Annotated in this window: 18 protein-coding genes and 1 pseudogene; 11 read left to right on the forward strand and 8 right to left on the reverse strand. The window is 44.7% G+C overall.

Annotated elements, in window-relative coordinates; translation table 11 throughout:
* Nucleotides 1-391: 391 nt before the first annotated feature.
* Nucleotides 392-2,740: a heavy metal translocating P-type ATPase gene (locus BLU57_RS12605; protein WP_090321487.1), complete on the forward strand. Its 2,349-nt coding sequence runs from the start codon at nt 392-394 to the stop codon at nt 2,738-2,740.
* A gap of 172 nt (nt 2,741-2,912) precedes the next feature.
* On the opposite strand, the gene BLU57_RS12610 is transcribed toward BLU57_RS12605, so the two are convergent.
* Complete coding sequence (locus BLU57_RS12610) at nt 2,913-3,155, reverse strand: FmdB family zinc ribbon protein (RefSeq protein WP_090321490.1); 243 nt, start codon at nt 3,153-3,155, stop codon at nt 2,913-2,915.
* 101 nt (nt 3,156-3,256) lie between these two features.
* On the reverse strand, nt 3,257-3,910 hold the full coding sequence (locus BLU57_RS12615; protein ID WP_090321493.1) for a beta-class carbonic anhydrase: 654 nt from the start codon (nt 3,908-3,910) through the stop codon (nt 3,257-3,259).
* Between the two features lie 264 nt (nt 3,911-4,174).
* Here BLU57_RS12615 and BLU57_RS12620 point away from each other — a divergent pair, with 264 nt between their 5' ends.
* Entirely contained in the window at nt 4,175-5,737 is a 1,563-nt protein-coding gene (locus BLU57_RS12620) for a sigma 54-interacting transcriptional regulator (protein WP_090321495.1), read from the forward strand.
* Between the two features lie 631 nt (nt 5,738-6,368).
* Here BLU57_RS12620 and BLU57_RS12625 read toward each other — a convergent pair.
* From BLU57_RS12625 to BLU57_RS12645, 5 genes are all read right to left on the reverse strand, one after another.
* Nucleotides 6,369-6,788: a type II toxin-antitoxin system VapC family toxin gene (locus BLU57_RS12625; protein ID WP_090321496.1), complete on the reverse strand. Its 420-nt coding sequence runs from the start codon at nt 6,786-6,788 to the stop codon at nt 6,369-6,371.
* Complete coding sequence (locus tag BLU57_RS12630; RefSeq protein ID WP_090321499.1) at nt 6,785-7,024, reverse strand: FitA-like ribbon-helix-helix domain-containing protein; 240 nt, start codon at nt 7,022-7,024, stop codon at nt 6,785-6,787. The genes BLU57_RS12625 and BLU57_RS12630 overlap by 4 nt, the downstream gene beginning before the upstream one ends.
* A 312-nt stretch (nt 7,025-7,336) precedes the next feature.
* Entirely contained in the window at nt 7,337-9,055 is a 1,719-nt protein-coding gene (locus BLU57_RS12635) for an AAA family ATPase (protein ID WP_143026979.1), read from the reverse strand.
* A gap of 32 nt (nt 9,056-9,087) precedes the next feature.
* On the reverse strand, nt 9,088-9,567 hold the full coding sequence (locus BLU57_RS12640; protein ID WP_090321504.1) for a hypothetical protein: 480 nt from the start codon (nt 9,565-9,567) through the stop codon (nt 9,088-9,090).
* Nucleotides 9,564-10,730 (reverse strand): dsDNA nuclease domain-containing protein, encoded by a 1,167-nt coding sequence (locus BLU57_RS12645; protein WP_176776448.1) that lies wholly within the window; start codon nt 10,728-10,730, stop codon nt 9,564-9,566. Before BLU57_RS12645 ends, BLU57_RS12640 begins: the two co-directional genes overlap by 4 nt.
* 582 nt (nt 10,731-11,312) lie before the next feature.
* Between BLU57_RS12645 and BLU57_RS16675 the strand changes: the two genes are divergently transcribed.
* The 3 genes from BLU57_RS16675 (at nt 11,313) to BLU57_RS12660 (ending at nt 13,487) form a co-directional block, all read left to right on the forward strand.
* Nucleotides 11,313-12,209, forward strand: coding sequence for a glyoxalase superfamily protein (locus BLU57_RS16675; RefSeq protein ID WP_090321509.1), 897 nt, complete (start codon nt 11,313-11,315; stop codon nt 12,207-12,209).
* A 63-nt stretch (nt 12,210-12,272) separates the two neighbouring features.
* Nucleotides 12,273-12,710 carry a VOC family protein gene (locus tag BLU57_RS12655; RefSeq protein WP_090321511.1) on the forward strand — a complete coding sequence of 146 codons (438 nt, stop codon included), beginning with the start codon at nt 12,273-12,275 and terminating at the stop codon, nt 12,708-12,710.
* 207 nt (nt 12,711-12,917) lie between these two features.
* Nucleotides 12,918-13,487 (forward strand): dihydrofolate reductase family protein, encoded by a 570-nt coding sequence (locus BLU57_RS12660; RefSeq protein ID WP_090321513.1) that lies wholly within the window; start codon nt 12,918-12,920, stop codon nt 13,485-13,487.
* Nucleotides 13,488-14,399: 912 nt separating this feature from the next.
* Here the strand turns inward: BLU57_RS12660 and BLU57_RS12670 are convergent.
* A pseudogene (locus BLU57_RS12670) lies at nt 14,400-15,625 on the reverse strand (IS3 family transposase); the annotation flags it as partial.
* A gap of 440 nt (nt 15,626-16,065) precedes the next feature.
* Between BLU57_RS12670 and BLU57_RS12675 the strand changes: the two are divergent.
* The 6 genes from BLU57_RS12675 (at nt 16,066) to BLU57_RS12695 (ending at nt 22,682) form a co-directional block, all read left to right on the forward strand.
* Entirely contained in the window at nt 16,066-16,608 is a 543-nt protein-coding gene (locus BLU57_RS12675; protein WP_090321519.1) for a sigma-70 family RNA polymerase sigma factor, read from the forward strand.
* On the forward strand, nt 16,601-17,518 hold the full coding sequence (locus BLU57_RS12680; RefSeq protein WP_090321523.1) for a FecR family protein: 918 nt from the start codon (nt 16,601-16,603) through the stop codon (nt 17,516-17,518). Before BLU57_RS12675 ends, BLU57_RS12680 begins: the two co-directional genes overlap by 8 nt.
* 235 nt (nt 17,519-17,753) lie before the next feature.
* Nucleotides 17,754-20,252, forward strand: coding sequence for a TonB-dependent siderophore receptor (locus BLU57_RS12685; RefSeq protein ID WP_090321525.1), 2,499 nt, complete (start codon nt 17,754-17,756; stop codon nt 20,250-20,252).
* 211 nt (nt 20,253-20,463) lie between these two features.
* On the forward strand, nt 20,464-21,693 hold the full coding sequence (locus tag BLU57_RS12690; RefSeq protein ID WP_090321528.1) for a PepSY-associated TM helix domain-containing protein: 1,230 nt from the start codon (nt 20,464-20,466) through the stop codon (nt 21,691-21,693).
* Between the two features lie 422 nt (nt 21,694-22,115).
* A complete protein-coding gene (locus tag BLU57_RS16915; RefSeq protein ID WP_218131669.1) occupies nt 22,116-22,208 on the forward strand; it encodes a DUF1428 domain-containing protein in 93 nt (30 codons plus the stop codon).
* 114 nt (nt 22,209-22,322) lie between these two features.
* Entirely contained in the window at nt 22,323-22,682 is a 360-nt protein-coding gene (locus BLU57_RS12695; RefSeq protein WP_090321531.1) for a bleomycin resistance protein, read from the forward strand.
* Nucleotides 22,683-22,982: the final 300 nt, after the last annotated feature.

Here is a 22,982-nt window from a genome sequence, read left to right on the forward strand (position 1 = left end):
TTCCTGACGATCCAATAATGTTAAGCGAGTGCGTTTGTGTATGTTCATCTACAGTATTCTCCTGAATACTGTAAACAACGCTAGGAATTCTTACAGTTAAACCAATAATGAATAAGTTTCAAGCACTATATCAGTAGGGCAGACAAGAAGAAAATTGCATTTAATCGTTCCTGAAAGATTTTTCAACGGAAAAACCATATTATACAAGCGCTTCATACTTAATATTTATAAAATTTCGTCATTTAGAATAATTCATTTTTTTCTAAAGTATCCAGTTACTATATTGGATTGGATTTTTACAGTTTGAAAACTATTTCATTCTGGATACCTATATTTTTAGGTGAAAAAGTATTGAAGTGCGATAACGCTTGTTCTATAAGGATTACAAGTTATGACTTACGAACATCACAAGGATATACAGCATAAACACGATCATCACACGAATCACCGTGCTATAGCGACCGATCCTGTCTGCGGCATGCATGTCGATACGTCTACAGCAAAATACCGTGCAGAACATGATCATCAAGCTTACTATTTCTGCTCTGCCCATTGCTACGGCAAATTCGTGGCTGAACCCAATACCTATTTAACCGGCAAGCCCCCAACCGGGGAATCCATGCCCGGCGCCATTTATACCTGCCCCATGCATCCGGAAATACGGCAAGCCGTGCCGGGAAGCTGTCCGATTTGCGGCATGGCATTGGAACCGGCGGAAGTATCCCTCAGTGCCGGACCGAGTGCGGAACTCACAGACATGAGCCGCCGCTTCTGGATTGGCCTCATATTGACTGCACCCGTTTTTATCTTGGAAATGGGCGGCCATATGATCGGGCTGGCGCATTTACTATCTCCCCAGACTTCCAATTGGCTGCAACTGCTGCTGGCAACACCAGTCGTGTGGTGGGCAGGATGGCCGTTCTTTGTACGCGGCTGGCAATCGATAACAAACCGCGCGCTGAACATGTTCACACTGATTGCGATGGGCACTGGTGTGGCATGGATCTATAGCATCATCGCCACCGTTGCACCCGATCTCTTTCCCGATGCCTTCCGCAGCAGCGATGGATCGGTCGCAGTGTATTTCGAGGCTGCGGCGGTTATCACCGTGCTGGTGTTATTGGGCCAAGTGCTGGAATTACGCGCACGTGAACGTACTTCCAGTGCGATTAAAGCCTTGCTTAATTTGTCACCAACAACGGCCCGCCGTCTTGACGATGGCGATGTTGAAGAGGAAATTAACTTGGATCAAGTAATGGTGGGTAATCGCCTACGGGTACGTCCCGGCGACCGGTTGCCCGTCGATGGCCAAGTGATCGAAGGCAGCTCGACTGTCGATGAATCAATGGTAACAGGCGAATCCATGCCGGTTCGCAAGCAACCCGGAGATCAGGTAATCGGCGGCACTATCAATGGTCAGGGCAGTTTTGTGATGCGCGCGGAAAAAGTCGGGCGTGACACGATGCTAGCGCAAATCGTCCGCATGGTATCGGAAGCGCAACGATCTCGCGCACCGATTCAGCGCTTGGCGGACATCGTTGCTAGCTGGTTTGTGCCGTTAGTCATTGTAACTGCCATCTTGGCCTATGCCGCTTGGTCGGTCTGGGGACCGCCACCCGCCATGGCATATGCGCTTATTACCGCCGTCAGCGTGCTGATCATCGCTTGTCCATGCGCACTGGGTCTAGCGACACCGATGTCGATCATGGTGGGTGTCGGACGAGGTGCGACCGAAGGCGTCCTGATCAAGAACGCCGAAGCATTGGAACGCATGGAAAAGGTCGACACGATCGTTATTGACAAGACCGGTACACTGACTGAAGGTAAACCCAGGGTCACGGCAATTCACACTATGGACAATATCGGCGAAAACGAGCTGCTACACGTTGCGGCTAGCCTGGAACAAGGAAGCGAACACCCTTTGGCTGCCGCTATCGTTGCCGCAGCGAAGGAACGCTCAATCGTGCTGGTCAAGGCAGTCAACTTTGATTCACCAGTTGGCAAAGGTGTGCTCGGCAACGTCGATGGTCACCGGATTGTGCTGGGTAACAGCAAATTTCTCGCAGAATTGAATATCGATACCCGGGTGTTGGAAACGCAAGCAGATAAACTGCGTCAGGATGGGGCGACAGTCATCTTCGTGGCCGTCGATGGAGCAACTGCCGGTATTGTCGCTATCGCCGATCCGGTGAAGGAATCGACACCCGCCGCTATCAAAGCTTTACACGCCGATGGCATCCGCATCGTCATGCTAACCGGGGATAACCGCACTACGGCTGAAGCAGTCGCCCGGCAATTGGGTATCGATGAAGTGGAAGCGGAAGTGTTACCCGATCAGAAAGCGGCAATCGTCATGCGATTGCGCGAACAAGGGAGAGTGGTCGCCATGGCGGGTGATGGTGTCAACGATGCTCCGGCTTTGGCCACCGCCGATGTTGGCATTGCCATGGGTACGGGCACCGATGTTGCCATTGAAAGCGCGGGGATAACCTTGCTGCGCGGCGATCTGCTGGGCATTGTCCGGGCACGGCGCCTATCCGAAGCAACCATGCGTAACATCCGCCAAAATCTGTTCTTCGCCTTTATCTACAATACGGCTGGCATACCGATCGCAGCCGGGGTGTTTTATCCGTTCTTCGGTATTTTGCTATCGCCGGTTTTTGCCGCAGCAGCGATGTCGATATCTTCTGTGAGCGTGATCGTCAATGCATTGCGGCTACGCTCAACCAAGCTGGAGTAAGTATGAAAAGTCTAAAACAACGCTTCTGAATTTTTAATTTTATATACTAGATTAAAAGGAATTTATGAAATCAATCTATCCTTGGTCTGCGATAATATATCGATAATTGGATTAGTGTTAGATCACTCCAAGCGAATTTAAACAGCAAATGGAGATATATCCGAATCTAATACTAATGATGCTTACATCCGCACCCGGCTGCGTGTACGTGATTTACTTGATCAGCTTTTGGTTGCAGCGAGCGCACTGCCAGATCACGGCCACGCGCCATGTTGCCATGCATCGCAGGTGCAGAAAGAATCACTTTCTCTGCCGTACTCCCGCATGCTGAACAATCCGGACTGGGTGCATTGATTGAATGGTGTACTTCAAATTGTAGTTTGCACTGTGTGCACAAGTAATCATAGACTGGCATTTGGAATCCTTATTCATTACATTAATGTCACTTCTCAGAAACTCTAGAATGTGACCACTTGGCATAACAAGTGGTCACGCTTTTAGGTTTTTCTCTTGAATTTAGCTCCAACGAGACGGTTGTTTTTCTTTAACGCCGAATTGAACTGAAGTGACATCAGTTCTGGCCCGTTTTTCGGCATCTCGTGTCGGTGCTCTCAACCGACGTGTCTCAACTTCCCAAACCCAACCGCTGATGACTACATCCTTGGGAATGAGAGGATGATTTTTAAATGCTTCTATTGTTCTCATGCAAGTTTCGTCCACGTCATCCATCATTCCAATCCACTTGGCAAAGGCGCCCTTCTCCAGCTTCTGCTCCGGCAACGTCGGATCCAACACGACATTATCTGGATCGATTCCCTTGTCACGGAAAACCTTTTCCAGATCAGTCGCATTTGCAGACAGCATGCCGCATTGCGTGTGCTGCACGATGACAATTTCCTTGGTGCCAAAAAAATTACAAGTTAGCATCGCCGAGCGAATTGCATCGTCGGTAACGATTCCTCCGGCATTACGAAAGCAATGCGCATCTCCATGACCTGCCGGGGTATCCACATGGATACCGAGCGCTTCATCTATTGGCAGGCGTTCGTCCATACAAGCAAGTACCCATAACTTCCGATTATTATGCCCGCCCGGTCCATGACGGCGACGTTGTGCCCAGTGATCATATGCGGCGACGCGTGTATCCAGTTCCTCTTTGATAGTTTTCAATTTCTAAGTCTCCTCGGTAATAGGTTGAGATTTACTCCCCTAAAACGATCTACTTTCTTAGTAGAGCCCAAAGGGGTTTCTAGGAATATTTAGCTCGTGCACCTAGTTATTCTCAGATGCAATAAAATTAATAGCAAATATCATGCCACCAATAAAAAATAATATTTATTTTTAATAACAATAGGTTAAATTTTATTTATTGCCATACTAAGTGAAGCTATGCTTCAATAAGTGAAATTTAACTTCACACATCATCCATAATCCATGAACAACGATCCTCTTTCTGAGTTAACACCGATCTTTTTTTTGCAAACTTTTATTCTTGAACTGATGCATGCCAGCGAACAGCAGGGACAAAAGCATTGTGAAGAGTTGATTGAGCATATAGCCCAAACTGCAGGATGTTTTTTTGAAGAAACTTATCGAGAAAATACTGATAAAAGTGAACAACTCGACAGTGAAAGCTATACCGAACTGATACTCGGCATCAAAAACAATATCGGTGGAAAATTTTCACTGGTTTCCAGTAATCAGGACTGTATTACGGTTACCAATTCCCGCTGCCCTTTCGGTGAACAAGTTACCAATTTTCCTGAATTATGCAGGATGACTTCCAGTGTATTTGGAGGTATCGCAGCTAGAAACTTTGGTTACGCCAAAGTTGAAATCAAAAAAAGTATAGCCCGCAAGGATGGTAAGTGTGATGTATGCATTTACACCAATCCACATGCAGCAAAAGGACATGCTGGAATGGAATATACTGATACTACACCAGTCAAGGAAATTAACGACATCAATGAATTACACTGCAAGATTGAGACGAGCATGCAACGACTTTGGCACAAACAAAGCAAGCAACTAACAAAGAAACAACAGCCCCCTGCAATCATAGCAAAATCACCCATGATGCAGAAAATACTGCAATCAATCGGGGTTATTGCACCTACTATGGCAACGGTCCTGATTCAGGGTCAAACAGGTGTAGGTAAGGAGCTGATAGCACGTGCCATCCATGCAATGAGCGATCGCTACCATAAGCCATTCATCGCCATTAACTGTGGCGCGATTCCAGAAAGCTTGATTGAAAGCAGCTTATTCGGGCATGAAAAAGGTGCTTTTACAGGAGCAATCGAAGTACACCATGGTTTTTTTGAGCGAGCCGAAGGCGGCACTTTATTTCTGGATGAAGTCGATTCATTGTCGCCAGCAGCACAAACCAGATTGCTTCGCGTGATCCAGGAAGGCGAATTGGAGAGAGTTGGTGGTAAACAAACATTGGCGGTTGATGTAAGAATCATTTCAGCAACAAATCAGAATCTGGAAAGTCTTGTTAAGCAGGATCTGTTCCGTAATGACCTATACTACCGCATCAATGTAGTGTGTTTAAGTATTCCTCCCTTAGTTGAACGACCAGAAGATTTACCTTATCTTGTGCAATTGATCATTCAGCGATTGAACAAGCGATATAACAAGCAGGTTAAATCAGTAAGTCGTGAAGTTATGCAGAAAATCCGCGCTTATCATTGGCCAGGCAATGTTCGTGAGTTGGAAAACATCCTTGAACGCAGCATCTTATTTGTTAGTGGCAAAGAAATGACTGAACTGGATTTAGAGCTTTCTACTAAAACAAAAAGTATTGGCGAATGGAAAGACGAAAAAGAATATGCCCTTACCAAAATTGAAAAATCATTTCTAGAAACAGCTCTGAAACAACATCACGGAAATATAAAGAGAGTCTCTGAAAACATGGGAATTACATCACGCGCAGTTTACACCAAACTAAAAAAACATAATATTAACTTGGCAGATTTCCGTGTTCTAGATTAAATGCGATGTATGCAATGCCCGATAGCGTGCATAAATTAGTACAGAAATATTCTATAAAACACGTTTTACGTACGTAAGGCGGCACCAGCGCCGAACAGTATTCCCCAAAAAAGAAACGATATGGGGGCTAAAAATAATAATTCTTCGGCAGTATTGCAATCATCTGTGATGGGCACAGGATCGCGCTTGCTCGCAGCATAATGGCTCAAGATGATCTCACTACAGGACGGCTAGTTCGACTTTTTCCCGAGATTAAGCGTCCTTCTCCGTTAGTCTATTTTTTGTGTATGGAGCTGAATGGTCGACTATGCCTAAAGCGTTAGTATTCCGTGATTGGCTGATTGCTGAGGTATCAACCGATCAAAATATGAGACGATAAAATTGTTCTGTTGTCTTCTCTCTAAAAAACTCAGTTCACCTCATGATCGTAAAACTTATTTACAAATCTAAGTTACATATAAATCAATCACTTACAATGCTTGCCAAGCATAAAAACTGTCTCACACGACCACAAACGGTGACACTTACAGAGTAGTTTGGCACAAATCTGACACAGTCAATCCCGCATCTTATTTCGTTCTCGCATAACGATGTTCCTTTGATGACTACCATTAACACAAAATACCTAAGATCATTCTTCCCAAGGATTGATGATGGGCACTCCGGCAGCGACAAAAGGTGCAGTATCTCGCGTCGCTATGGTGAATCCATGTACGGCCGCGATTGCGGCAATCTGACCGTCTGCCACAGAGATGAGGCGACCATTAGTCCTAGCTCGACCGACTATGGGCGCATATGCTATCGCAGCCTGTTGATCGAATGATAGTATGCGCGCCCTAAAAAGCCTCTCCATCAGTTTCCTCAATGCAGCATCAAGTCCTTCTTTACGCTTTCCATCTGGCAGGATTTCAATGCCGACCAGCAATTCAGAAAGGCTTGTTGCAGTCAGATACAGTGTCTCGGCTGTTTGCCGATCAAGCCAAGCTTGAACGGCGGGATTGCCGTTGGGTTTCATTGGCTCGGATATGACATTCGTATCCAGAACGATCATTCGAACACTGCCGGATCAGTCGGTGTCTGATCACGAGTGTCATTAAAATCAAGCCCCCCAAAGGATTGCCCAAAAGCAGCGAGTTCAGATCCGATTTTTACACGCGTCCTAGGACGCACTGCCTCTTCCAGAATTTCCCGGATTTCAGCTTCGGTGCTACGTCCATGCTGAGCAGCACGCAGCTTAAGCGCGCGATGCGTTTCTTCGGGCAAATTGCGAACAGTAACAACAGACATCTGACTTCACTCCTTATTATGTGAAATCAATGATAGCATATATCAACAAATGACATCAATACGGCGGGTTCAAAATCAGCCACGACGTCCCTTTGCTAAGCTAAGGCTATGCCATCATCTCTCGGGCTATCGCCTTGCCTGTTCGCCGAAATCGGGTGCTTGACCTAACTAGGTGAAACCAAGTCCCGAATAATTTCTTCCTGACACTTACCTTGCAATATAAACTTTCCAAGCAATTTGCAGGTCGGGAGAAAAAAACAACTCCAGAGCTTCGTCCGTGGTTGCAACGCCTTCTTCAAATCAATTAAAAAATTACCCCAGATACATTGGTTGTGTTTTGCTTGGGAATTTTGGGATCCATTCAACGTCGTTCGAATCACACCCATATCGATACTCAGTGGATGAGAATATTATCTGTGCATTATTTTCTGCGGCCATTGTTTTTAATGCTACGAGATATCTATCTAGGTCATTCGTATGCATCTCGTGCTGTCTTGGTGTATCAAAAATCAAAAATCTCATTTCCCGCGAATTGCCTTCGAGATATATCTCAAACATCGCTGCATGAACCGCCAAGACAATTCGGACTCTTGTGCTTCCTTTTATTGCGTCGAACGCCTCGCCTCCGAAGAACATTTTTAGGTCAGGTTCTATCTGTATGTTCCGCGACACATTCTCTGTGCCCAAAATATCTAGCCACTTTACAATTAGGTTCTTCAATTTCACCCTAACTTCCAAAAATCCAAGGTCGCCACGATTCGATGGTGTACTAATTTGGTTAATTTTATCTTGAATTTCGTCTCTAGAAACAGTTAGATTGAAATATATACTTTCCTCGTACTTAAGTATTTCCAAAGACTTGCGTTTTTTCTCAAGATCAACTATTTCTTGAGTGGTCCTTCCAATGAGGTCTACTAGGCTGCTGATATCATCTAAGCCTATATTGACGCTCCTTTGTGTAACAAGCGAGTCAAGGGTAGCCTTCCTTTCGTTTTTTATTGACTCAAGGTCTTGAATTCGTGTTTTCGCTATTGCAGTATTTCGCTCCAGATCCTTTAATTGATCCTTTAGATATAGTAGATTTTTTGCATAACTCGCCGAACTGCCTATAAATAAGCCGCAATCAGGACGATTGCATATATCACTTATCGAATCAAAATGCCTGCGCGCTTCCTCATTTAGACTAAGTGTGTCGATTTCAGTTTGAATATCTCGTTTTATCTGTTCGATCCCCTCTATTCGGATTGTCAGATCCAATATCGTTTTGAGCGTATCTTTATAGGCTTTCTCAGCCTCTGAAATCTTTGCATCAATACTAGATTGAATATTCCCCTTCAAGTTACGACTGCTTCGCAGTGTTTGAACTTCTGCCTTACGTGCGTCAATCGCTTGTTGCAATTCTTCAACTGACGCATTTCGATCCGTCACCTCACCAGAAATACGTAAAACCAATTCCTTCTGGGTCACGATTTTTCTGTCGCAATGATTGAGTTCCAATTTCAGTCGTATTATGTCTTTCTTGCTGTCAAAAGAATTTTTTGGCCCTAGCCCTAAAGCAAAGCGGACCATCTCGCAGAATTGATCCCTAATAAAAAGTGCTGGAGCTTTGTATAATAAAGAGTAAGCGGTGTCTTGATCCAGATAGAAGAGAGGTAGAAAAGTTGAGAGGTATGGTTGCGCCAATGTGTTATTTGTAGAGACTAAGTTCGGAATCGTGAGTCCTATCTTATCAAAGAAAAAACTTGAAAAATCTTTTTCATTATTAAAAGTAGTTGTTTCTCCAGCTGAACTTTCAATCGTTAACAAAAAATCTCTGTCAATATGCCTTCTAAAAGTGTATCGAATGGCACCCAATTCCACCTTTAGTGACACTGACTCACACTTCGCAGCAATATCCTCTCGGAATGTCACAGGAAAACCTAGGCAATAAACAATGGACTGAATTATAGGTGTCTTTCCGCTTCCATTTGCTGCGTGAATTGATGTGACGTCCCTTCCAAATTGTAGTGCGCCTGATTGCCAGCCATTCACGCCTCGTGGGCTCAGGGTTAGTTCACAAAGTCTCACGACAGTTCCAGTTCGATTTGACGTTCAGCAGCGATATTGCGGTAGGTACGCTCGATATGTTGCAACGTTATGGCAAGGTTAGTAGTGCCGCTTATCGCACCTTCAATTATTTTTCGGCCAGTAGGTGTAGCGGTTATTGTTTTGGTGTTCTGGTCAATCGTTACGAGGTGCGTTAATTCGAGAAACGTCAATGCTTTTACTGTGCGCACCCGGAGATTTGATGACCATCCTATATCTTGTGCAGATCCTTTAAATCCACTCAGCGTTTTTTCTAAACATTCCCCAACTAGCTGGCCAAGCTCATGTACTTTGGGTTTCCGACTTACGCTCGACAGCATGAGGACAACCATGGCCAGGAATGGCAAATGAAAAAGTGCTTCGTTACTTAATAATAGCGGTGCTTTTGGACTGTCACGATTGATACGTAAATTGATCTTCAATCGTTCTGACTCTGTAAAGAATTCGTCGAATTTCATTCGGTTTCGCTTCGCACGAGGAACGAGAACACGCCGCCAAGAAGCAGATCTTTCGTCAAGGAATTTCCTAATTTACTGTTCTGCTTGGACGAATACAGCTCGTCAATTTGTGTTTGTAGGGCGCCCATCCGAGCCCCGCTTTTGGCCCAAGTCTTCTGAATCTGATCAAGCTCTTCCAGTAAAAAATTCAGGTCATATTCCGTCGCGAGATGACGCTTTTCCCTAAGCCAAACGTCCCAATTAATTTTTTGCTGAGTACAGTATTCAATCATCGCATCTGATGCACCTGCCTCGCTCAGTTTTCGCTGCATAATTGATGCTCTTTTCAGGGCTTTGCTGTCTCCGCCATTGAGTAAGTTTTGATAGGCAGTTTTCGAAATGCTTAGGATTTCTAGTAGTTCTTCGATGCCAATCCCAGCTTTGTCATCTAAGTCAGCTTCGGTAACTGAAGAGAGCACCTGCGTAGACGATTTCTTTTCAACTAAAGAAACCAGGCTTTCAAGAATTTCTAGTGTTTCTGAGTGCTCAAGATCAATTTCACTGAATTTATAAATTGCACTTCTCGCTTGCTCGTAAAACTCGCCGCCATCTGCGTTTAAATAAGTTATTCCTGGTTGAAGACACAATTTGCAAATATTTGCTTCCACTTCCGATTCGGAAAATGGCGACGATAGCTCAAAGGCAGTACAAAGATGTTTAATTAAGAATTGAAGCTTCGGGTTTGAAATCGGTGACTTGCTTAGATCCTCAATCATACTTTCGACGTCGTCACTAAACTGGACATTTGTCAATAAGGTGACTCTTAGACACGACTCACCAAAATTGATAGTGTGAATGAGCAATTTTCCAGCGAAGCTATCTCGAATTCGATCAAGCGCATTACGATCGGCAGATTGACCTTTCTTTTTAATTCCAAAAATTTCTAGTAGAGACCATTGATGATTTCTTTTTGATTTTGTCTTTACTTGAAAGAAGTGATAGAAATATTGCGATCCATTCTTATGCCGAACGACGAAATCATCATGGTAATCGCAGTAAACCCTATCGATGTTCTTGCCCTCTAATATTTCCAGGCTCGCATAGCCAGCTGCTCGAAATTGCGCTTGAAAACGCGAAATCGTATCGCGCCCTGCACCTTCCCGTGGACTAACTTCATGCAGCATGATTGACCTCATATTATACGCACGCTGTTGGTTTTAATTTATGTTGTGCTGTGTATAGAAATAGTAAACACTCTTTTTTACTGAAGTTGAATATACGTAACATCAAATGTCCAGTCAAAAGGAGTTTATTTTTTGCAGACCCAAGAACCAGATCAACGACTGTACCTTATCGTGCTGAAAAAATTCCTGCCTTCATTTAAGGCAATAATTATGAGTCTATTATCCCCATATACTTAGCGCATCCATCTACAGCTTTATCCACAGAATTTGTGGAAAATATTTCTTACTGATTATGAGTATTTGACGAAAGGAATCGATCTTTCAACCAATCCGCCATTATGGTATTGGTGAATATGAGGAGTCGAACCCGCCGAGATTAAAAAATAATCACATCAAGGTTTGACATAATTTATAGTTGGCATATTATTAAACCATATGGTTTAATGTTTATTACATTACGATACGGTTTTTCAGGCACTGATTGATAAAACACGGCATTAGAGACCAAGTAGCGCGAGCGAATGTTAAAAACCATTAGCAGTGTCGCAGCAGGCTTAACTCATAAAGGAGTGCTAAACAAATATGAATACGCCAATAATAAAAAAAGATATTGTTAACAAGATTATTACTGTGGAACGAGTTTTTGGCGCCCCCAAAAACCGAGTGTGGAAGGCGTGGACAGATAGTGCATGGCTTGATAAATGGTGGGCCCCAAAACCTTGGACTGCTATAACCAAGTCTTTTGACTTTAGCGAGGGTGGGCATTGGCATTATTGTATGTCTGGTCCAGGGGGTGAGAAGATATGGGCGTGGATGGGGTTTGAGTCTATTGAACCAGAAAATAGTTTTACCGCACAAGATGTTTTCTGTGATGACAAGGGTAAATTAAATGAAGAAATGCCCAGAATGCATTGGAAAAATGAATTTAGAGATAATGGTGAGGCTACAACAGTTCTTGTGACAATTACTTTTAATACCATAGATGATATGGAAAAAATTATTGCAATGGGCTTTGAAGCAGGATTTTCACTGGGACTGAGTAATCTTGATGAAGTTTTAGGTGTTCAACCCGGCGGGTCCCGCGGCTTAACATTTGGCGACAAAGGAGAACACGTATTGAATCAGACAGTCATACCGCAGCTGCGGATAACGAATGCGGCAGCTAGCCTGTCGTTTTACGTCGACGGTTTGGGCTTCGTTGTTGATTGGAAGCATCAGTTCGAGCCGGGATTCCCTCTATTTGTGCAATTAACCAGAAAAGATCAGACTATTTTTCTTACGGAGCATACTGGGGACTGTCAGGTAGGTGGTGCCATCTACTTCGTGGTTCCGGATGTTGAAGATTGCTATCATGAATTCACTAATCGTGGCATCACCACTATTGAATCGCCCCATGACACTCCGTGGGAATCTCGAGAAATGGTGGTAACAGACCCGGACGGTAATCGTTTGAGATTCGCAACGTATGTTGCTGCCTAACAATCCATTCAAGATGAAGTCTTATTATTAAGCAATCATATAACCAATTAATTTTAAAATATCATGTCAACTGTCAGCATCTATCTAAATTTCAATCGCACTACCGAAGAAGCCTTTAACTTTTATAAATCAGTTTTTGGGACAGAATTTATGGGCAATATTGCTCGTATGGGTGATGTTCCATCACAAGATGGAGCGCCACCACTAGCCGAAGCTGATAAAAATTTGGTGATGCATGTGGCCTTACCAATCTTGGGTGGCTTTTTGCTAATGGGAACAGATGCTTCAGAGTCAATGGGCTTTAAGCTAGTTCAAGGTAATAATGTTTATATCAGTTTACTACCGGATACACGAGCAGAGACCGACAAACTTTTTGCTCTTCTTTCAGAAGATGGAAAAATCGGAATGCCACTGCAAGAAATGTTTTGGGGTGATTACTACGGCTCTTTAACTGATAAATTCGGCGTGCAGTGGATGTTTAATTGTAGTGAGAAGAAGTAAAAATAAACAAACAGGAAACTTTAAATTAGGTGAGGCCAAACTTTGCGTATTTTGTGTGTTTAAGCAATGACAACACAAAATTGAACGGGAAGCAGCTGTTAAGGGCCAGCGTAATCAGTATAAGAACGAAGGATGGACGAGTTCACTTGAAAAACTCTCGACTAGCTTAAAGGGAGCAAACTTAATAAATAATAAAATATAAATTATATGCGAAGACTTGTTACCTCAATATTCATGAGCTTAGACGGCTATATAGCGGGCCCAAAAGACGAAATGGATTGGTTCACTAAAAATTTCAACGACGAAATAGGTGAAGAATTGCTTAGTCAGCGTGCACAACAGGACACGGTGCTGTTGGGAGAAACAACATATAAATTCTTTGCTGATATCTGGCCGGAAGAACCTAATACAGATCCTTTCGCAAAACACATTAACCAAGTCAAGAAAATTGTCTTTTCAAAAACCCTCACATTTGCACCTTGGGGACAATACAAAGCTGCGGATATCATCAACGGTAACACCTTGGAAGAAATTAACAAATTAAAAAAAGAGCCTGGCAAAGACATTGTCATCATAGGTAGCGCCAATCTGATTCAAAACCTCGCAGCCCTTGATTTAATAGACGAATATCAGATCATGCTTGAGCCCATTATTCTTGGGGGCGGCAAGCCATTGTTTTTGAATTATAAGGATCCTGTAGATTTACAGCTATCAAAATCCAGGGCATTTACCAATGGTGCTGTCGCGCTTTATTATCAGCCAATAAAAAATACATGAATTATGCGTTTCCTGACACTTAGTATCCATTACTCCAAGCCTGAACATACAGAAGAGCTTTTTGAAGCTATAAAGAAAGTGGCTGATGTCGCTCGTGATCTTGAAGGAATTGTTGCAACTGGTGCGCATCTTAAGAAAGGGTGGTTGTTTTGATGCTCTGGGAATCTCCAGAGCCGCCAATAAAAGCAAACAGGTGCTGAAACACTCATCATGCAATCAGCATTGACACAATAGAGCGACAGGTACCCGAGAATTTCCTGAATCTCGTTCGCTTTGTCTAATAATGATGAAGATGTGTGCGCACAAAGGATAGGTAGAACAATCTCGATGAGATTCACTTGTATATTACGTCATCTATCTTATATAACTGGCTATTTTTAACTATATGGTTGAATATTCACTAAATTACGATATGGTTTTTCAGGCACTAGCTGATAAAACACGGCGCGACATTGTGTGCCGCACACTAGGCTCCGACTGTACTATTTCAGAACTCTCAGAGAGCTATCATATGAGTTTTGCGGCAGTTGCCAAGCACGTTAACGTGCTTGCACGTGCACAACTTGTACACAAAGCACGGCATGGGAGAGAGCAAATTGTGCAAGCAAATGTTAAAACCATAAGCAGTGTCGCAGCAGTACTTGTCACATATGAAAACATGTGGGTAGCGCGATTTAATCGCCTCGACGAATTGTTGCAAGAGTAGCACCCAATAATGTGAACTACCGCATGCTAACATACCAATCAAACAGGACTCCAGATTAGCAAAATATTCGCCATCTCGCTTCGGCAACCACTTATGCAGAACGGTCTTACCGTGCATATCCACTCCATGAATCTGAAACACTTCTTTAGCCAAATCTGGAGTTGTCCCAATTTGACGGACATTTTTTCACAGGTCGAGAGAGTCTCGACCTGTGAAAGCGGATTGCAGTTTATCGCGATTTGATTTTTCTCTTTCAGTTTTCTCTCAAAATTGTTTGGTGATAAGTATCCCAGCCCGGAATGCCTGCGAATTGGGTTGTACCATGACTCGATCCAGGTGAATATGGCCAGTCTAGCTTCAGTTTTGTTTTTCCAGGAGCGCCTGTTGATCAATTCACATTCCAGGCTGGCAAAAAAGCTTTCAGCCATCGCATTGTCGTAAGCATCACCCACACTGCCCATGGAGGGACGCACACCCATTTCTCTGCATCGCTTGCCGAACTCAACACTGGTGTATTGACTGCCCTGATCGCTGTGGTGAATCACTTTGCCCGGTTTACGGGTGATTAACGCCATGTTCAGGGCGTTGATCACCAAGTTAGCCGTCATGTGTTCACCGAATGACCAGCCCACTACCTTACGGCTGAATACATCGATGACCACGGCCAGGTACAAGAATCCTGCCCAGGTAGGAATGTAAGTCATGTCCGCAACCCATAGTTGGTTGATGCTAGCTGCCTTGAAATGACGTTACACTAAATCCGATGCAGGACGGTCACGCTTATTCCGATGAGTCGTAATCACAAAGCCTCGCCTGCGGCTCACCCCTTTAATTCCAGCTTCACGCATCAGCCTGCCTACGCGTTTGTGATTGACCCTGACTCCGAGATCGGCCAATTCAACAGTAATCCGGGGACGGCCATAGGTGAAATCACTTGTGCGGTATATCGTCATGATCTGCTCAATCAATTGGCAGTTGGTAATGGCCCGTCGGCTGGGCGTGCGTTTTGCCCAGTCATAGTAGCCGCTGTGCGATACACCGAGTGTCTCACATAGAACACGAGCCGGAAATTGGGCCCGGTTTGCCTTGATTAATTGGTACACCTTCCCCATCAATCTTTGTTGTTTGCAAACCAGGCCGTAGCCTTTGCCAATATGTCACGCTCCATCTCCACACGCTTGAGCTTCTTACGCAATTCCAGCAGCTCCTGCCGTTCGTTGGCACTCAAGGAAGCAACACTCGATGTTGCAGCGAAAGCAACTGTCTGGCTTGATCTAATTGGTACACCTGCTGCTCGACACCAGGTTTGTATCGAAGTGTAGTGACAACCAAATTCCTTGGATAATTGCTTGGGGCATTTGCCTAATGCTACCAATTCCACCATCTGTTGACGAAACTCCGGTGGATAAGCAGGTTTGTAGTTTTGTGTCATCTTACTTCTCCTTTAAACAGAACATAATGTGTCCGTTCAAAGGGGGCAACTCCAAATCAATGCCTATCGATGTAATCTTCATACCGGACGCTCCTTCCTATTTAGTGGGCTTTATTGCGCCACTAATTTGATATTTTGATGCGTTTAGGATAGTGGTGGCGCTCAGCTGCATGATCAGCTTTTGGCAGCTAGCATGCGCGATTAATTGGCTGGCTTAGAGACTATTCACGATCTCTGAAAAAATACTTAAGCTGGATTTCTAATATCTGTATTTTGATCGCCTTAAAATTTATTTAAGCCCAGAAACAAAACTATCGTACTGCGGCAATATGTCACATGTTTAAAATCCTTCATCGCAAGGATAATAGTTTGCATTATTAATCGCTGGGTTAATTTTTCCTTACTATCATTCATAGTTTTTTGATTATCAAAACATTTTCATGAAAACGCCTTCAACCACGACTATCAGTACGGCAGTAATTGATGCATATTACCGCGAGCATCATAGTTGGTTGGTTAATTGGTTAAGGAAAAAAGTAGGTTGTCCACATCAGGCTTCCGATCTTTCCCATGACACTTTCGTACGATTGCTTTCACTGCAGCAATTGCCCCATCTGCTTGAGCCTCGAGCCTATCTGCTGGTTACTGCTAATCGACTGATGATTAATTTGAACCGAAAACATAAAGTCGAGCAAGAAACCCTGCGCTGTTTGTTCACCCTAACATTTGAGCAAACCTGCCAAGATGTAGCCTATGTTTTCGCTGTACGCCAGTTGCTAGAACGGACTCTACTCATGCTTATTGAAGAACTTGATGAACGATCACGACAAGCCTTTGTGATGGCGCGTATTGACGGAATGACTTATGCCGAGATTGCTCGGATCATGAAAGTATCCGAAAGCCGGGTTAAACAACATCTCGTCAAGGCCCTAGCTTACTGTCATCAGCGCCTATATCAATTTAAAGCAGAGATGTATGTCTAAAGTAGATGGAACGAACAGCACGTCTCTGAGTGAACAAGCCGCTGAATGGGTCATTCTTTTATCTGACGGTGAAATCAGCCATGAGCTGCGCACTGATTTTGAAACCTGGCTAGCACAAGATTCGCGTCACAGGGAAGCGTACGAGCAGGTTGATCATCTTTGGCAAAGTTTAACTCCCCAGAAACGTCAATCGCGAAAAGGCATCAAGCTCGTTTTAAGTATTGTTCTACTTCTGTGCGGTCTTCATGGGCTTCCACTTTCTGAATGGTTAGCAGGTGAGCACACCAGTATTGGTGAAATCCGTCGCATTGCTCTGACAGATGGCAGTCATATCACGCTCGATAGCGACAGCGCGGCAGATATTGCATTCGATACGCATCAACGACGTATCATCCTGCGCCGAGGCCGTCTGCTAGCGGAAGTGACACCTGATTTCTCCCACAGTCAGCGGCCTTTCATAGTAGAAACCCGCGATGGTATTGCTCAGGCACTAGGAACGCTCTATACCGTTGAACAATCAGATTATGACAGCATCGTCAACGTCATCGAGTCGCGGGTGGCCATAGCAAGCCGTGCCCGGCCACATCAGCCGATCACCCTGCAGGCCGGACAAAGCATACGCCTAGATAGAAGGCAGCTTTATCAGCCCAAAACCACCTCCACCTCTGCCACCAGCTGGACGCAGGCCAGGTTGATTTATCAAGATGCCTTACTGGATCAGATCATCAGCGATCTGGCGCGCTACCAAAAGGGTGTGCTTAAAATCAATGAACAAGCAGGTCAACTCCGATTCACAGGAGTTTTACCTGCTGACGATGCGGAAGCAGCATTGATTATTCTGCAAGACGCGTTACCGATTCACATCAAACAGTATGGCGGATGGCTGGTCTGGATTGATTTGCAAAAGTAAATTACAAATAGGCTTCGGCTATAATTCTTAAGTTACCAGAACAAAATCCCTTTCTAACCAAATAACTGTTCTCTCTTTCTGACATCCATCTCCCCGCAGTCGACTGCGGGGAGATGGTATTTTTTGCTTCTCGAAACCATCTACCGAAAAAAATTTTATAAAAGCTACCCAAATTGTCGGCTCGCTTGTCATGGGTAATAGAAATATTAATTTCTATTCAATAATAGGAAATCCCATGGCACTAAAAAATAAAATAGCTTCAATATATAGCAATAGTACTGTTTTCCTAAAACCTGTTCTGTTCATTTGCTTGGCTGCGTTAGGAAACGCTTCGTTTGGGCAATCAGAAATTGAGCAAGCCATTGAAATCAATATTGCCCCACAACCACTCGGCCAAGCGATCACGCAACTCGCCACGCAGACAGGTTTGTTGATCGGAGTGGATGCCAGTTTGATTGCAGACAAACAAGCTGATGCATTAAATGGGCGATATACTCCGGCTCAAGCAATAGTGCAACTCCTAAGTGGCAGTGGACTTAGAGCAGTGGAAACGGCATCCGGCCGCTACATCGTGGAACTTGCACCAGCGGAACCGCAAAGCACAAATAATCTAGACCGGGTACGGCTACCTGAGATCACAGTGACCAGTTTATTGGATAGTCATTCACCCTACAATACGAGTTATACCCGTTCCAAAGCCACAGCTGCCACTAAAACAACCACGCCGGTGATTGAGATACCCGTATCAATTCAGGTGGTACCCAGAGCCGTATTGGACGACCAAAAATCGCTCACGCTAAAAGATGCTTTGCAAAATGTCAGTGGGGTGCAAGCAACACCTACACTTGGCAATGACACAGGATTTAATATCCGCGGATTCAGAAACGACAGTAATTACCGGAATGGATTGATTGCCAATGGAGGGAATGCCAATTTTCCGACAGCCTTTGACACCGCTAATCTGCAATCCATCGAGGTACTCAAGGGACCAGCTTCGATTCTTTTTGGACGTATAGAGCCGGGAGGGATGGTCAATATCACAACTAAACGGCCACTCGCTATACCTTACTACTCATTGGAGCAGCAGTCTGGATCTTACGATCTTTATCGTACGCAGTGGGATGCAACCGGACCTGTCACCAAGGATGGCTCTTTACTTTATCGTTTCAATGGTTCCTACCTAAATAGCGAATCCTTCCGCGATGCCATTTTTAGGGATCGCATCATGGTGAGTGGCAGTTTGACTTGGCGTCCTACTCAAGCAACCGAATTGACATTGGAAGTGGAAGGGATCCATCAGAAAGGGCAGGTAGATTTTGGTATACCGGTCATCGGCAGCCGACCAGCGCAAATACCGATCAGTCGAACCTTTGGTGATCGCAATGATCCTGTTGATACGGATGCCAAAGTTCATGTGGGAACCGAATTTACGCATCGGTTTAATTCCAACTGGCTCGTCAGGAATCGTTTTCTAATGACGGATATAGATCAGAATCAGACATTCTTCAACCCCGCACCGTCTTTTGGAGATGCATTGCGCGACAACCGCTTTCTTGATCGCAATATCTTCCATCAGCGGCACCACCTGCAATCATATGCAACCAATCTGGATTTGAACGGAAATTTCGGCCTTGGATCAACCCTTCACGAAGTGTTGGTCGGTTTCGATTATCTACGCTCTCAAACCAATTATTTCATAGCCGGAGAATTTAGCACTCCAGCTCCCGTTCTGACAGTTGATATTTTCAATCCGATGATCACGGCTACCGATCCCTCAATCATCCGGCAAACGCTGCAGGAGAATAATCGTTACACCGCCCTCCAAGATGAATGGGCCGGGGTGTATTTTCAGGACAGGATCACGCTTTGGAATAAACTGCACATACTTGCTGGTGGACGGTATGACTGGGTATCTGCGGGTCGTAGCTTCAGTCCGGCTTCATTCTCGGAGGCTGAGAAAAATGTCCTAAAACGCAAGGATGAAGCCTTCAATCCAAGAGTCGGAATACTCTACCAATTGCTGACGCAAGTCAGTTTGTTTAGCAACTGGACAACTTCCTTCGCTGCCAATAACGGAGTGTCAGCAACCGGTGCTAGTTTTGATCCGCAAATAGGCGAGCAATTTGAAGCAGGAATCAAGACCGCGCTTTTTAAGGAACGGTTAATCACAACTTTGGCCTTTTATTACTTAACCAGGGAAAACATTCTAACCCGAGATCTGAGTACGCCGGATCCGCTTGACAGTATTGCGGTTGGCAAGCAACGGAGCAAAGGGATCGAACTGGATATTTCCGGACAAGTCACGGAGGAATTGAGTGTGATCGGCAGCTATGCCTACACTGATGCTGAGATCATCCGCGATAACTCGGGTTTTCAGGGCCATCGTTTACCGCAAGCTCCCAAACATGCGGGTAGTGCATGGCTGCGCTATATTGTGAAGAAAATCCATCCGCTCAATGGTTTAAGTTTTGGAATAGGCGTGTTTGCCGTCGCTGAGCGGGAGGGAGATATTCAAAACACTTTTAAATTACCAGGCTATGCCCGTCTGGATGCATTTGCCGCCTACAGCACGAAGTTGGGTGCAACGCGTCTTACAGCGCAAATCAATGCTCGGAACATCCTTGATGAACGATATTACGAATCAAACGATCCAGCTTCTAATATTGGGCCTCGACTGGGTGTCTATCCAGGCGCTCCTGTAACCGTTCTGGGTTCATTGCGTCTCGAATACTAAGTTCACACAGTGATCTATCAGTTTGTAACCCATGCGCCTACTTCGATGACACAGCCTACGCCAGAAGTATAGGCAGTATAAATCAAGACATAGGGTTGCATGCTCTGCGCAACTAACCTGACAGGTGCCTCAAGAAATAAAAAAACATGTCCGGTTTAGGTTGTTTAAAGATAGTAGATATATATCAAGAAACTCTAGTACAGGAGAAGCAATGACACGTCAGTTTTGGGTTCTAATCCACCGTTGGGCAGGACTGAGTATGGCTGCATTTCTGATTATCGTGGCAGTAACAGGGAGTTTGCTGGCATTTTATCCTGAACTGGAACGCTTGATCAATCCTCAGCTCTATCCCAAGCAGGTTTTGGAAAACAAATTGGATATAGCTACGCTCGCGGAATTAGCACAACTACGGGTTCCATACGGCCAGGTAAACGCGGTTTTAATGGAAGCCAATGAGGAATCTACCGTGATTAGCATGAATGCTCGGCCAGATAGCAGCGGTCAATTGAGCGAACTTGGATTTGATCAACTGCTGGTTGATCCTTATACCGGAGAAGAGTTAGGCAAGCGTCAGTTTGGTGCGATTTCCGAAGGCATGATCAACTTCATGCCCTTTATTTACAAAATGCACTACAACCTAGCACTGGGCAATTTTGGTATGTGGATCCTTGGTACTTGCGCATTGATCTGGACGCTCGATTGTTTTATCGGCTTTTATCTGACATTGCCCCAAAGGCGTAAACCACCTTCCCCCCTGACCTCTCTCCCAGTAGGAGCGGAAAATAAAAACATCTGGCTGCGTTGGCAGCCAGCCTGGAAAATCCGCTGGAAATCGAGTCGATACAAACTCAATTTCGATCTACACCGTGCCAGCGGCTTGTGGCTTTGGCTGGTTTTATTCATCTTTGCCTGGTCTAGCGTGTATATGAATTTATGGGACACGGTATATACCTGGACGACCCGTACTGTATTCGATTACAAAGCGCCTTGGACCGAGTTTCCCAAACTAAATAAAGTATTGGAAGAACCCAAAGTAGGTTGGCGTCAGGCGCAAATGATTGGCGAGCAGCTAATGGCCGAACAGGAAAAGGCTCATGACTTCACTGTCGAACGGGTTGTTGCATTAATACTGGATCGTGAGCGTGGTATCTATCATTATGTCGCCCGGAGTTCACGCGACATTCAGGACAGACGGGGCGGCACACGTGTGTTTTTTGATGCTGACACAGGTGAGTTCAAGCTGGTTTTATTGCCGAGCGGTCAATACAACGGCAATACTGTGACCAGCTGGCTTTATGCCTTGCATATGGCGAATATTTTCGGACTATCGTATCGTATTTTCGTATGCGCGCTAGGTCTCGTCATCGCGATGCTGTCAGTTACCGGAATTATCATTTGGATGAGGAAACAACAGGCACGCGCCGGCAAGCGCTCTTCGTGAAATGAATGAAGCTCCGCCCTCTCACATATCTCACTTACAAAGCGACTACGAGAGTTGTTGAAAAAGTCGAGTTATATTTGTATGCGATTTGGGACAATTGTTTGATACGTGCAGGGCGATAATCGGAAGATATGCGCCTCCTAGCCCAGCCGCCGGAAAGAGGGAAACACGGGAGTCAAAAATAGTCTTGATGAAACTATCTCAATTTAGTACCGCTTCAACGAGTTTCGATAATGAAAATTGCCAAAGAATCCATAAATTTCGTGAGCAATTAGTTAAGTTTCTAATAGAAAATGGACTGCCCCGATTGAAGCAGCACAACACTACTATAAGGGTAACCTAAAGAATGGGTTATGTTGACAAGAGAGATGAACTTGCTACAGTAGGCAAGCATCAGAAGCCGCTACTGAGATATTTGTTGGGTGGACGTTGTGCCAGAAGGCAAAATTACTTATTTCCCAATAACGGTAAAATGCAAAAATAACGAGACGGTTATTTTCTCAGGGATTTTATGACCTACGTGTAAAGTTCGAGATACAGAGATGATGAAGGCAATATCCGCTCCGCGGTTATAACCTGACATCAACCCAATACTTTTATAAAGCTAGACAAAACTTGAAGGAGCCAATATGAGCAGCTACGCGACGCCGAACCTTCCCTCCCGGTGCTTTGACGTAACGTCACGCTTTTACACTCGTCTTGGCTTTGTCGAGACGTGGCGTGATGACGATTGGATGATCCTTGAATGGGAGGGCATCGTACTGGAGTTCTTTTCTCACCATGAGCTTGATCCCTTGACGAGTTGGTTCAGCTGCTGCTTAAGGCTGGATGATATTGATGCGTTTTGCGCACTTTGTAAGACTGCAGGACTCTCTGAGAAAAATGACGGTCACCCACGGCTCCATTCGCCGACAATCGAAGCTTGGGGTGGCAAAATTGGGGCGTTAATTGATCCCGACGGTAGCCTTTTGCGACTAATACAGAACTAATTGTTTCGATTGACTCGTCTCTCAACCCCTAAACGTAGGAATCTAACTTTTTCCGGATTCTTCTCGGAAGAACCGCAAGATGTGTGCTGTAATACAGCGCTCTCTTGGCAAGGAAGACGCCGCGCTCTTCCGCTGCACCCCTCTCGGTTTAGCACTCCCGAAATTATCCATTCATCCCATTAAAATGTATCGCTGTTTTGACCACTCGCAGAAGAAGCTTTTCTGCTCTTCAATTCTTCCATGAACAATGAGAATTCCATGCTCCTCTGAACCTCATCGACAATTTCAATGATATCAATC

Source organism: Nitrosomonas oligotropha, from assembly GCF_900106555.1.
In the GTDB taxonomy this organism is placed as follows: Bacteria; Pseudomonadota; Gammaproteobacteria; order Burkholderiales; family Nitrosomonadaceae; genus Nitrosomonas; species Nitrosomonas oligotropha_A.

Coding starts and splice junctions, on each gene's coding strand:
- BLU57_RS16675 (WP_090321509.1), top strand. CDS start 11,313: ATGAATACGCCAATAATAAAAAAAGATATTGTTAACAAGATTATTACT.
- BLU57_RS12645 (WP_176776448.1), bottom strand. CDS start 10,730: ATGCTGCATGAAGTTAGTCCACGGGAAGGTGCAGGGCGCGATACGATT.
- BLU57_RS12625 (WP_090321496.1), bottom strand. CDS start 6,788: ATGATCGTTCTGGATACGAATGTCATATCCGAGCCAATGAAACCCAAC.
- BLU57_RS12640 (WP_090321504.1), bottom strand. CDS start 9,567: ATGAAATTCGACGAATTCTTTACAGAGTCAGAACGATTGAAGATCAAT.
- BLU57_RS12630 (WP_090321499.1), bottom strand. CDS start 7,024: ATGTCTGTTGTTACTGTTCGCAATTTGCCCGAAGAAACGCATCGCGCG.
- BLU57_RS12675 (WP_090321519.1), top strand. CDS start 16,066: ATGAAAACGCCTTCAACCACGACTATCAGTACGGCAGTAATTGATGCA.
- BLU57_RS12680 (WP_090321523.1), top strand. CDS start 16,601: ATGTCTAAAGTAGATGGAACGAACAGCACGTCTCTGAGTGAACAAGCC.
- BLU57_RS12610 (WP_090321490.1), bottom strand. CDS start 3,155: ATGCCAGTCTATGATTACTTGTGCACACAGTGCAAACTACAATTTGAA.
- BLU57_RS12660 (WP_090321513.1), top strand. CDS start 12,918: ATGCGAAGACTTGTTACCTCAATATTCATGAGCTTAGACGGCTATATA.
- BLU57_RS12605 (WP_090321487.1), top strand. CDS start 392: ATGACTTACGAACATCACAAGGATATACAGCATAAACACGATCATCAC.
- BLU57_RS12690 (WP_090321528.1), top strand. CDS start 20,464: ATGACACGTCAGTTTTGGGTTCTAATCCACCGTTGGGCAGGACTGAGT.
- BLU57_RS12655 (WP_090321511.1), top strand. CDS start 12,273: ATGTCAACTGTCAGCATCTATCTAAATTTCAATCGCACTACCGAAGAA.
- BLU57_RS12685 (WP_090321525.1), top strand. CDS start 17,754: ATGGCACTAAAAAATAAAATAGCTTCAATATATAGCAATAGTACTGTT.
- BLU57_RS12695 (WP_090321531.1), top strand. CDS start 22,323: ATGAGCAGCTACGCGACGCCGAACCTTCCCTCCCGGTGCTTTGACGTA.
- BLU57_RS12620 (WP_090321495.1), top strand. CDS start 4,175: ATGAACAACGATCCTCTTTCTGAGTTAACACCGATCTTTTTTTTGCAA.